Origin of the sequence: Clostridium sp. UBA7503, from assembly GCF_002477055.1 — a bacterium.
Classification (GTDB): domain Bacteria; phylum Bacillota; class Clostridia; order Clostridiales; family Clostridiaceae; genus Clostridium_J; species Clostridium_J sulfidigenes.
In genome coordinates this window covers 1-11,054 of the sequence record NZ_DLNT01000050.1, presented here as the reverse complement: position 1 = coordinate 11,054, position 11,054 = coordinate 1, and the positions used below count along the sequence as shown (strand labels likewise).

Genomic DNA, 11,054 nt, shown 5'->3' with positions numbered 1-11,054 from the left:
AATATTTGCTTATTTTATAAAGATTTGCTTACTTAATTTTAGCATACTATAAAAATTAATGCAATAATATTTTATTGATAAATTTTAATGCAATAAATTTATATTTAGTTTTGCTCACTATAATATTCCTTAAAATTTGTAATTTATTACGGGTATGGAATTATATTATCTAAATTTATGTAAATAATACCTTAATATTAGACAATGTATGCATTATTTTCTATTTAATTTTTAATTTATCCACTATAGTTTTAATTATTCTTAAATCATATAAACAATTCAATATATTGCGCCATAAAGATTTTCGAGTTATAATAAAGTTTGTACTATAGGAGTCATTAATACAATGTCTTTATAATTTATACTATAGGAATGGAGGAATATTATGGGACTATTAACTTTTAAACGAGGCATTCATCCGCCTCACGGAAAACATTTTTCAGAAAAAAAAGAAATTGAAACCTATCTTCCAAAGGGTGATTTAGTGTTCCCTATGAGCCAACATATAGGGGCTCCATGTGAACCTATTGTAAAAAAGGGAGATAAAGTTGTAGTTGGACAAAAAATTGGTGCAAGCACATCTTTTGTTTCATCTAATATCTATTCTAGTATATCTGGAATAGTTAAAAATGTAACACCTATGCTTACCTCAAATGGTTCGAAGGTTATGAGCGTTATTATTGAAAACGATAATACCTATGAAGAAATAGCCTATACACCACACGAAAATTATAAGAATTTATCTAAAAATGAGCTATTAGAGATAATTCAAGAAGCTGGTATTGTAGGTCTTGGCGGTGCATGCTTTCCAACTCATGTAAAGCTAAACCCACCAAAAGAATGTAATATTGATACTATTGTTATCAATGCAGCTGAATGCGAACCTTACTTAACTTGTGACCATCAGTTAATGCTACAATATTCTAATGAGATAGCTGAAGGTTTAGAAATCCTTTCTCAAATGTTTCCTGAAGTAAAAATCTTCTTAGGTATTGAGAACAACAAAAGTGATGCTATAACAATAATGAAAGCGGTTGTAGAACCTATTAAAAATGTTGAAATAGCAGAACTTAAAACTAAATATCCACAGGGTGCAGAAAAACAGTTAATCTATTCTGTTACTAAAAGAGAAGTTCCAACTGGAAAACTACCTGCAGATGCTGGTTGCATAGTTCAAAACGTAGCTACTATTTTTGCTATAAGAGAAGCAGTTATTCTTGGTAAACCACTTACTGAAAGAATAGTTACTGTTACTGGAGGTGCAATAAAAACTCCAAAAAACCTAAGAGTTAAATTTGGTACAAGCTTGAGAGAACTTGTCGATTATTGTGATGGATTTAACGAAGAGCCTGTTAAAGTTCTTAGCGGTGGTCCAATGATGGGAACTGCACTATTTACTTTAGACATTCCTGCAATAAAAGGTACTTCTGGCATACTTTGCTTAACAAAATCAGAAGCTGTGCCTACTATTGAATCAAACTGTATCAGATGTGGGAAATGTGTTAATGCATGTCCAATGTTCTTGCTTCCAAATAAACTTAATGCTCAAGTTGTAAGAGGCGATTATGAAAACTTTGAAAAGTTTGGTGGACTTAACTGCATTGAATGCGGTGCTTGTAGCTATTCTTGCCCTGCTAAGAGAAATTTAACTCAAACTTGCAAAGAGGGTAAAAAAAGAGTTATAGCTAATAAAAAGAAAAAGTAGAGGTGAACATAATGTCTGGAAATTTATATAACGTATCAGTATCGCCACATATCAAATCTAAGGAAACAGTCTCAACTGTAATGAGAGATGTACTAATTGCTTTAGTACCAGCTACTATAGCAGGTATTTATTTCTTTGGGATAGATGCAGCATTAGTTATGCTAACTGCTGTTGCTTCTGCAATGCTTAGCGAATACTTATTTAATAAAATAACTAAAAGACCAAATTCCTTAAAAGATTTAAGTGCAGTTATTACTGGATTACTACTTGCTTTTAACTTGCCACCTACACTTCCTCTTTGGATGGTTGCTGTTGGTAGTGCATTTGCTATTATTGTTGTTAAATGTTTTTTTGGCGGTCTTGGTCAAAATATTATGAACCCTGCCCTAGCTGGAAGAGCATTCTTGCTTGCTGCATATCCAAGTCAGATGACTGAATGGACTATAAATGGTGTAACTAAAGCTACTCCACTTGCTATACTTCGTAATGGTGGTGGATTACTTCCTGATACTCTAGATGCATTCCTTGGTACTAACCTAGCTGGATGTATCGGAGAAGTTTCTGCTTTCGCCCTTCTTCTTGGTGGAGCTTATCTATTATATAGAAAAGTTATAACATGGCACATACCCGCTACGTATATTGGTACAGTTTTTGTAATAACTACAGTTTTAGGTAGAGATGGATTTATGCAAGGAAATGGAATATATGAAATATTCATAGGTGGATTAATGCTTGGTGCTATATTCATGGCTACTGATTATACTACATCTCCTATGACTAGAAAAGGTCAAATCATATTCGGTGTTGGTTGTGGTTTATTAACATCATTAATTCGTTTATACGGTGGTTATGCAGAAGGTGTTTCTTACTCAATCTTAATAATGAACTTATTAGTTCCAATGATTGATAAATGGACGAATCCACGTGTGTTCGGAGGTGCAAAATAATGAAAGAAAATTTAAAATTAGGAGGAATTCTACTTGCAATTACCGCAATTGCTGGTCTAATCCTTGCCTTTGCTTATGATATTACTAGAGCACCAATTGAAGCCAAAGCTAAAGAGGACCAAGCTGCTGCTATGAAAGTTGTCTTAGAGGCAGAAGAATTTTCAGAATTAAAAGATGGTATTGCTGATGAAAACGTAACAGGTATATTTAAAGCTAAAACTAGTGGAAATGATGCAGGTTATGTATTTCAAGTTAACTCATCAGGCTATGGTGGAAAAATTGAATTAATGGTTGGTATCGATGCTGAAGGAGCTGTTTCCGGTATTACAATTTTAAGTCATACTGAAACTCCAGGTCTTGGTTCTAAAGCAAAGGATGATCCTTCTTTTGCAGCACAATTTAAAGGTCTTTCTTCTGAAAAGGAACTTACTGTTGGATCAGATATCCAAGCAATTACTGGTGCAACAATTACTTCTAAAGCAGTAACTAATGGTGTAAACACTGCTATAAATTACTACAATACAAACTTGAAAGGAGCAAAGTAGAATGAAAGAATTAGTTAATAGATTAAAAACAGGTATTATTACCGAAAATCCAGTTTTCATACAAGTACTAGCTATGTGTCCTACTCTTGCTGTTACAAGTAGTGTAAAGAATGCTGCTGGTATGGCTCTAGCTTCTACCTTAGTATTAATTGGATCAAATGCTGTTATATCTTTAATTAGAAAACTTGTTCCTGATAAAATCAGAATACCTGCTTATATAGTAGTTATCGCTACCTTCGTTACTTTAATACAGTTCTTATTACAAGCTTATATTCCTGACTTATATAAGTCTCTTGGAATATTCTTACCTCTTATAGTAGTTAACTGTGTTATCTTAGGTAGAGCTGAAGCATATGCATCAAAAAATAAAGTATTACCTTCAATTTTTGATGCCATTGGTATGGGACTTGGATTTGGACTTGCTATAGTTGTATTAGCAACCTTTAGAGAAGTACTTGGTAATGGAACATTCTACGGGTTACAATTCCTACCAAAATCTTATGTTCCAGCTATGGTTATGACATCTGCTCCTGGAGCTTTCATAACTCTTGGTATACTTTTAGCATGCTTGAATCAATATAAGATTTCAAAAGCTAAAAAATCTGAAACTACAAAATAAGGAAGGTGAAATTTAATGAAAGAATTATTTACTATATTTATAGGAGCCCTTTTAGTTAACAACGTAATATTAGGGCAGTTTCTAGGTATATGTTCCTTCCTTGGAGTTTCTCAAAAGACAGAAACTGCTAAAGGTATGGGTGCAGCTGTTACCTTTGTAATGTTACTAGCTACTCTTATTACCTTCGTGGTAAATAAGTTAATTTTAGTTCCATTTAAAATGGAATATCTATCAACCTTAGCTTTTATCCTGGTTATTGCAGCATTAGTACAATTTGTTGAGATTGTTATTAAGAAAATCCAACCTGGTCTTTATAGATCTCTAGGTATCTTCTTACCTCTTATCACAACTAACTGTGCAGTACTTGGTGTTGCTGTTACAAACATAGATAAACAGTATGGATTAGCTCAATCATTATCTAATACTATTGGAGCAGCTCTTGGATATGTACTAGCTATAGTAATACTTGCAGGTTTAAGAGAGAGAATGGAAGATAATACTGATATGCCAGCTGCTTTTAGAGGGTTACCAATTTCTCTAATAACAGCTGGATTAATGGCTATTGCATTCTATGGATTCAGTGGTTTAGTTTAAAGGAGGGAATTTAAATGGATTTATCAAATTTAGTATATCCAGTAGTCAGCCTAGGTGGTCTTGGATTAGTATTTGGTGCCCTATTAGGATATGCAAACAGTAAATTTAAAGTAGAAGTTGATGAAAGAATCCCTCTAGTAAGAGAATGTTTACCTGGTGCAAACTGTGGTGGATGTGGATTTGCTGGATGTGATGCTTATGCAGAAGCTGTAGTTATGGGTACGGCTGCAATTAACAAATGTAGCCCTGGAGGTGCTGAGGCAGTTGAAAAGATATCTTCAATTCTTGGAGTTGAAGCATCAACAGCTGAACCAATGGTAGCTTTTGTAAGATGCAAAGGAACTTCTGATGTTGCAAGAGAAAAATATAACTATGTAGGAATTTTAGACTGTAACCAAGCTTCCGTAGCCCCTGGTGGTGGTTCTAAAGCTTGTGAATTTGGATGCTTAGGTCTAGGTTCTTGTGTGAAGGCTTGTGAATTTGGTGCACTATCCATAGTTAATGGTGTAGCTTCTATAGATGAAGAAAAATGTGTCGCTTGTGGTGCTTGTATATCTGCTTGTCCAAAAACATTGATTCATCTTGTCCCTAAAAAATCTAAGGTTAGAATAGATTGTAATAACAAAAATAAAGGTAAAGAAGTTATGGATGTTTGTGATGTAGGCTGTATCGGTTGTGGTATTTGTATGAAAAACTGCCCTAAAGATGCTATCGAGATAGTAAATAATATTCCAGTATTTGATTACACAAAATGTGTTAGCTGTGGAATATGTGCAAATAAATGTCCAAAGAACTCCATATTAAACCTTAGAAAACCTGCATTAAAAAAAGAAGCAGTACCATCTCCTGCTAAGGCAGGTAGTGAAGCTACTTCTTCTAAAATTAACAATGCTACAGTATAAATAAATTTAATTTTATGTTATAATATAGAAGGCTTTTTAGCCTTCTATATTTATTTGGAGGTGATTTCGTGCAAGAAGAAGGTATTATAAAGAAAATTAATGGAGATATAGCTACTGTTGCTTTTGTAAAAAAAGGTGGTTGTGGTGGTGGATGTTCCTCTTGTAAATCTGGATGTCCTAAAGATACTATATTGGTAGAATTGAAAAATACAGAACACGCTACTGTTGGTGAAAGAGTTTTAGTATCAATGGATAATAAGGTTTTTAGCAACATGACATTTTGGGCCTATGCCTTCCCTACCATTATTACAGTAATTACTCTTATAATATGTCTATACATATTTAATAAGCTTAATTTAGCTAATTCTGAAGTATATTCAGTGCTACTGGCTTTAGTAGCCATGGTAATTTCTTATGTACTTAGTTCTAAACTAAATAAAAAACAAGATAAGTATTCTTTTAAGATGATTAAAAAGTTAAATTAAACTTTTTAAAATGTGATGAAAGTTATATTAATAAAGATATATTTTACTATATAAAGTTAATAATATTCACATATAGATCATACAAAGTCAATTATAACCATTAGGAGGTATAAAAATGAATATAGCATCAATGATTGATCATACTATTTTAAAAGCTGAAACAACCAAGGATCAGGTTATAAAAATTTGCAAAGAAGCAAAGGACTATAAATTCAAGTCAGTATGTGTAAACTCTTGTTATACTGAGTTGGTAGCAAAGGAACTAAAAGATTCTGGAGTACTTGTGTGCACAGTGGTAGGTTTTCCACTAGGAGCTATGGATACTAAATCTAAGGCTTTTGAAACAGCTAGAGCTATCGAACTTGGAGCAAATGAAATAGACATGGTTATCAACGTAGGAGCTTTAAAGGATAAGGATTACAACTTTGTGAGAAATGATATAAAAGAAATTGTTGATACAGCTAAAGGAAAGGCTATAGTTAAAGTTATTTTAGAAACTTGCCTATTAACTGAAGAAGAAAAAGTTAAGGCTTGTGAATTATCACAAGAAGCAGGTGCAGACTTTGTAAAAACTTCAACTGGATTTAGTACAGGTGGAGCAACTCCTGAAGATATTACTCTAATGAGAAAGGTTGTTGGACCTAATATGGGAGTAAAAGCTTCTGGTGGTGTTCGTACTACTGAAGACGCTATGAAGGTTATAAATGCTGGTGCAAATAGGCTTGGTGCCAGTGCATCTATAGCAATTGTAAATAATTTATGTAATTCAGATTCTGACTATTAGAATTTATTTTCATTTTACAAATTAATTAAAATAAATTTTATAAAAATAAATAGATAAACNNGTTTATCTATTTATTTTTATACTTTTTTCTTAAGTTCTTGTTAACAACATTAAATTTGTTAAAGCTTTGTCGTATATATTAAAATTAGTCACATTATTCTTTATATTAATGTTTACTTATGCAATGGCAAGTGCCTTTATGTCAACAGGAGTTGATGCTTCTATCGTTAATGTAGCTCAATCTCTTGGGCTGAATGCAAGAACTATTTCTAACTGGATTCATACAGTTGCTAACGAAACTTCTCGGGGAACTATCTCAGCATGTGCACCTATCTTCTTATAGCTTAACCATATAGTTGGAGGAGATATCTTTCTTAGTTAGTGGGCTTATTTTGGCTCCTTTGGTGGTGTAATGTCTAAAATAGATACTTTTGCCCTATTACCGGCTCTTGCTTTTAAAATTTCTGAAAACGTAAAATAATTAATGTTCTGGGATGGCGTTTTATGTATAGGCGGTATGCTTCTCCTTCCGATGAAACGGCTCAAATAGTAGCTGTAGGATCAATACTACTACTTACCTTACTGATTGGACAGATTTATTCTTAAATTTGGTCTACCAACAGAATCTGATGTTAGATTAATATATATATATATATTATTAATAAGGATGTATTTCTATAAAATAAGTAAATAATTTTTAAAACATGCTATTGATATTATAAAATGTTAATAGCATGTTTTTTATAATATATGTTATTTTTTTAACATATCACTCGAAATATTCTATACTATTTTAAGTTATAAATACCAAAATGTAAATTTTATTTATAATTTTATTTATATACTAAATTTTTCGAAATTAATTTTAGTAAACATTTACATGGGATATATGCAAATATTTTTATCTTCAATGCAATTTCTACCTATTTCTACTTTTAAATTTATCGTTTTCATTAATTAACTCAATATTTTTAATTTTTTTATAAAAAATTCTAAAATTTATGTATTTTTTCTGGAAAACACTTGATATTTTTCTGAAAAGGTTTTAAACTAGTAATGTGAAAATAATGGTTAAAAAAATAACTATATTTTCATTTTAATTTATTTATAGGGGGATCATAAATGAAATTTTTAAAAGGATTTTTAAAGTTTGTACCAATCTTTGTATTGGCAGGTCTAATGATGCTTAAGGTTAATGTACTTACGGCAGCACCTATAGCAACAATAGTTGCTTGCCTTGTAGCCAACATCACAGAAAAAATTAAACTGAATGAACTTATCGATGCTTCCATCGATAATGTAAAGGAGCTTATTTTAGTATTCTTTATACTAATGTTTGCCTACGCAATGGCAAATGCATTTATGTCAACTGGAGTTGGTGCTTCTATAGTTAACATAGCATTATCTCTTGGAGTAAATGCAAGAAGTGTTGCTGTATGTGGCTTCTTAGTAACTGGTATACTTTCCGTTGCTACTGGTACCTCTTGGGGAACCTTTGCTGCATGTGCTCCTATCTTCTTATGGCTTAACCACATATTAGGAGGAAATATTCTTCTTACTACAGCTTCAATAGCTGGTGGTGCTTGCTTTGGAGACAATATTGGTCTTATTTCCGATACTACAGTTGTAAGTTCTGGTATTCAAAAGGTTGAGATACTTGAAAGAGTAAAAGCTCAAGTTGTTTGGTCTGTCCTTTGTCTTGTTGTGTCTGCAATTATTATTTATGGTATGAGTGTAGTACTGAAACTGCCTACAGAAGCTGCTAATACTGCACTAGCAATTGAGTCTATTCCAGCAGAGGCATGGTCTGCTATTGAAGCTCAAAAGCCTGCAGCTGTTGAACTTTTAAATCAAGTTAAAAATGGAGTACCTGTCTATATGGTAATTCCGCTATTACTTGTTATAGGTGTCGCTGTTACGGGTGTACCTACTCTACTTTGTTTGTTCCTAGGAATTATTTCTTCTTATATCCTTGGTTCCTTTGCAGGAACAGTAGAAAGCCTACCAGTTTTCTTAGGATTAGTTCAAAGTGGATTTAGCGAGGCTGGTTCTTGGGTTATAGTAATGATGATGTGGGTTGGTGCCTTTGGTGGTATCATGGCTAAAATGGATGCCTTTGCTCCACTATCAGCTCTTGTTTTAAAAATATCTAAAAATGTAAAACAGTTAATGTTCTGGAATGGTGTTTTAAGTATAGGTGGTAATGCTGCCCTTTCTGATGAAATGGCTCAAATAGTAACTATTGGACCTATTATTAAAGAATTAGTTGATAAAAATGTTGAAGGAAGTGAAGAAGATCTTTATAAACTTCGTCTTAGAAATGCTACCTTCTCAAGTTCATTAGGTGTTTTTGGATCTCAATTAATTCCTTGGCATGTATACATAGGATTCTATGTAGGAATACTTTCTTCAGTATATCCATTACATACATTTATAGCTACAGATATTATTAAATATAATGTCATGGCTTTTGTAACCGTAATTTCATTACTTCTTCTTACTATTACTGGATTGGATAGATTCATTCCTAATTTTGGTTTACCAAGGGAACCTAAAGTTAAGCTTAAGAATCAAACCTCTGATGTCAATTCTGATAAAGAAATTTGTGCATAATAAATAAAAAAAATCTCACAATAGTTAATAATTATTGTGAGATTTTTTTATATGATAATTATACAAATTAAAAGCAATTCCATAAAATTCATATTTACTTACTAATAATAACCATAAAACCCTTTACACATAATAACAATTATTCTTTTATAATACATATATTAGCAAATACTCCTAAACTTCTACATTAAATTATTTAATTTATGTGTTTTTTCTGAAAAATACTTGATATTTTTTAGAAAACGTTTTAAACTAATTTTATAGTAAAACTAGTTAAATAAATAACTAATTTTTCTAGTAAATTTTTTATAGGGGGATATAAAAATGAAATTTTTAAAAGCAACCTTTAAGTTTGTACCAATATTTGTATTGGCAGGACTTATGATGATGAAGGTAGACGTGCTGACAGCTGCTCCAATAGCAACTATATTTGCATGTATTGTAGCCTACATCACAGAAAAAGTTAAATTCAACGATCTTATCGATGCAGCAATCGATAATGTAAAGGAACTTATTTTAGTATTTTTTATACTAATGTTTGCCTATGCAATGGCAAATTCTTTCATGTCAACAGGAGTTGGTGCTTCTATAGTTAATATGGCTCTATCTCTTGGACTAAATGCAAGAACCGTTGCTGTATGTGGCTTCTTAGTAACTGCTATTCTTTCAGTTGCAACTGGAACTTCTTGGGGAACATTTGCTGCATGTGCTCCTATTTTCTTATGGCTTAACCATATAGTTGGAGGAAATATTCTTCTTACTACAGCTTCAATAGCTGGTGGTGCTTGTTTCGGTGATAACATTGGTCTTATTTCTGATACAACAGTTGTAAGTTCTGGTATTCAAAAAGTTGAGGTTATTGATAGAATTAGAACTCAAGGAGTTTGGTCAGTAACATGTCTTGTTATAACTGCAATCATTATATTTGTTGTTAGTTTAGCTCTGAAACTACCTACAGATGTAGCTAATGCAAAATTAGCCATTGATGCTATTCCAGCAGAAGCATGGTCTGCTATCGAGGCTAAAAAACCAGCAGCTGTTGAACTTTTAAATCAAGTTAAACATGGAGTTCCTTTCTATATGGTAATTCCTCTTATACTCGTTATAGCCGCAGCTATTATGGGAGTACCTACTCTACTATGTTTATTCTTAGGAATCGCTTCTTCATTTATTTTCGGTTCTTTTGCTGGAACTGTAGAAAGCTTATCTTCTTTCCTAGGTTTAGTTGAAAGTGGATTTGGTGAGGCTGGTTCTTGGGTTATAGTAATGATGATGTGGGTTGGTGCCTTTGGTGGAATCATGGCTAAAATGGATGCTTTTGCTCCGATATCAGCTCTTGTCATGAAAATATCTGGAAGTGTAAGACAGTTAATGTTCTGGAATGGTGTTTTATGTATAGGTGGTAATGCTGCTCTAGCTGATGAAATGGCTCAGATAGTAACTATTGGACCTATTATTAAAGAATTAGTTGATAAAAATGTTGAAGGAAGTCCAGAGGATATGTATAAACTATATCTTAGAAATGCAACCTTCGGTGATGCTCTTGGCGTATTTGGATCTCAATTAATTCCTTGGCACGTATATATAGGATTCTATGTAGGAATTGCTTCTTCAGTATATCCGTTACACAAATTTGCAGCTTTGGATATAATTAAATTTAACTTTATGGCATTCGTAGCTGTAATTTCAATCCTATTACTTACTCTAACTGGATGGGATAGATTTATTCCTAAGTTCGGTTTACCAAGTGAACCAGCTGTTAGACTAAAAAAGGGAAATAGCAATTTAAATGCTGATAAAAATACAGCGATATAAATAAATAAAAAGATAACCTTTAAATTAAAATGTACCCTAAGTCAA

The 11,054-nt window shown here is 32.4% G+C and carries 11 protein-coding genes; all 11 read left to right on the top strand.

Annotated features, from left to right (window positions below; all coding sequences use genetic code 11):
• The first annotated feature begins 385 nt into the window (after positions 1-385).
• The 11 genes from rsxC to B3630_RS14985 all read left to right on the top strand — a co-directional run bounded on the left by rsxC (position 386) and on the right by B3630_RS14985 (position 11,009).
• The gene (rsxC, locus tag B3630_RS15035) at positions 386-1,705 is read left to right on the top strand and encodes an electron transport complex subunit RsxC (protein ID WP_346899568.1); all 1,320 of its coding nucleotides are present in this window, start codon (positions 386-388) and stop codon (positions 1,703-1,705) included.
• Positions 1,706-1,716: 11 nt separating this feature from the next.
• Positions 1,717-2,652, top strand: a complete 936-nt coding sequence (locus tag B3630_RS15030) for an RnfABCDGE type electron transport complex subunit D (protein WP_346899566.1) — start codon at positions 1,717-1,719, stop codon at positions 2,650-2,652.
• On the top strand, positions 2,652-3,197 hold the full coding sequence (locus B3630_RS15025) for an RnfABCDGE type electron transport complex subunit G (RefSeq protein WP_346899564.1): 546 nt from the start codon (positions 2,652-2,654) through the stop codon (positions 3,195-3,197). The genes B3630_RS15030 and B3630_RS15025 overlap by 1 nt, the downstream gene beginning before the upstream one ends.
• A 1-nt stretch (position 3,198) precedes the next feature.
• Complete coding sequence (gene rsxE / locus B3630_RS15020; RefSeq protein WP_150842393.1) at positions 3,199-3,816, top strand: electron transport complex subunit RsxE; 618 nt, start codon at positions 3,199-3,201, stop codon at positions 3,814-3,816.
• Positions 3,817-3,831: 15 nt separating this feature from the next.
• Positions 3,832-4,410 carry an electron transport complex protein RnfA gene (locus B3630_RS15015; RefSeq protein WP_035133663.1) on the top strand — a complete coding sequence of 193 codons (579 nt, stop codon included), beginning with the start codon at positions 3,832-3,834 and terminating at the stop codon, positions 4,408-4,410.
• Between the two features lie 14 nt (positions 4,411-4,424).
• The gene (locus tag B3630_RS15010) at positions 4,425-5,312 is read left to right on the top strand and encodes an RnfABCDGE type electron transport complex subunit B (protein ID WP_346899562.1); all 888 of its coding nucleotides are present in this window, start codon (positions 4,425-4,427) and stop codon (positions 5,310-5,312) included.
• A 68-nt stretch (positions 5,313-5,380) separates the two neighbouring features.
• Positions 5,381-5,797, top strand: a complete 417-nt coding sequence (locus B3630_RS15005) for a SoxR reducing system RseC family protein (protein WP_035133667.1) — start codon at positions 5,381-5,383, stop codon at positions 5,795-5,797.
• A 115-nt stretch (positions 5,798-5,912) separates the two neighbouring features.
• Positions 5,913-6,581, top strand: coding sequence for a deoxyribose-phosphate aldolase (gene deoC / locus B3630_RS15000; RefSeq protein WP_346899560.1), 669 nt, complete (start codon positions 5,913-5,915; stop codon positions 6,579-6,581).
• Positions 6,582-6,780: 199 nt separating this feature from the next.
• Positions 6,781-6,924, top strand: a complete 144-nt coding sequence (locus B3630_RS14995; RefSeq protein ID WP_346899558.1) for a hypothetical protein — start codon at positions 6,781-6,783, stop codon at positions 6,922-6,924.
• Positions 6,925-7,703: 779 nt separating this feature from the next.
• Positions 7,704-9,194: a Na+/H+ antiporter NhaC family protein gene (locus tag B3630_RS14990; RefSeq protein ID WP_346899556.1), complete on the top strand. Its 1,491-nt coding sequence runs from the start codon at positions 7,704-7,706 to the stop codon at positions 9,192-9,194.
• 324 nt (positions 9,195-9,518) lie between these two features.
• The gene (locus B3630_RS14985) at positions 9,519-11,009 is read left to right on the top strand and encodes a Na+/H+ antiporter NhaC family protein (protein WP_346899554.1); all 1,491 of its coding nucleotides are present in this window, start codon (positions 9,519-9,521) and stop codon (positions 11,007-11,009) included.
• Positions 11,010-11,054 lie beyond the last annotated feature (45 nt).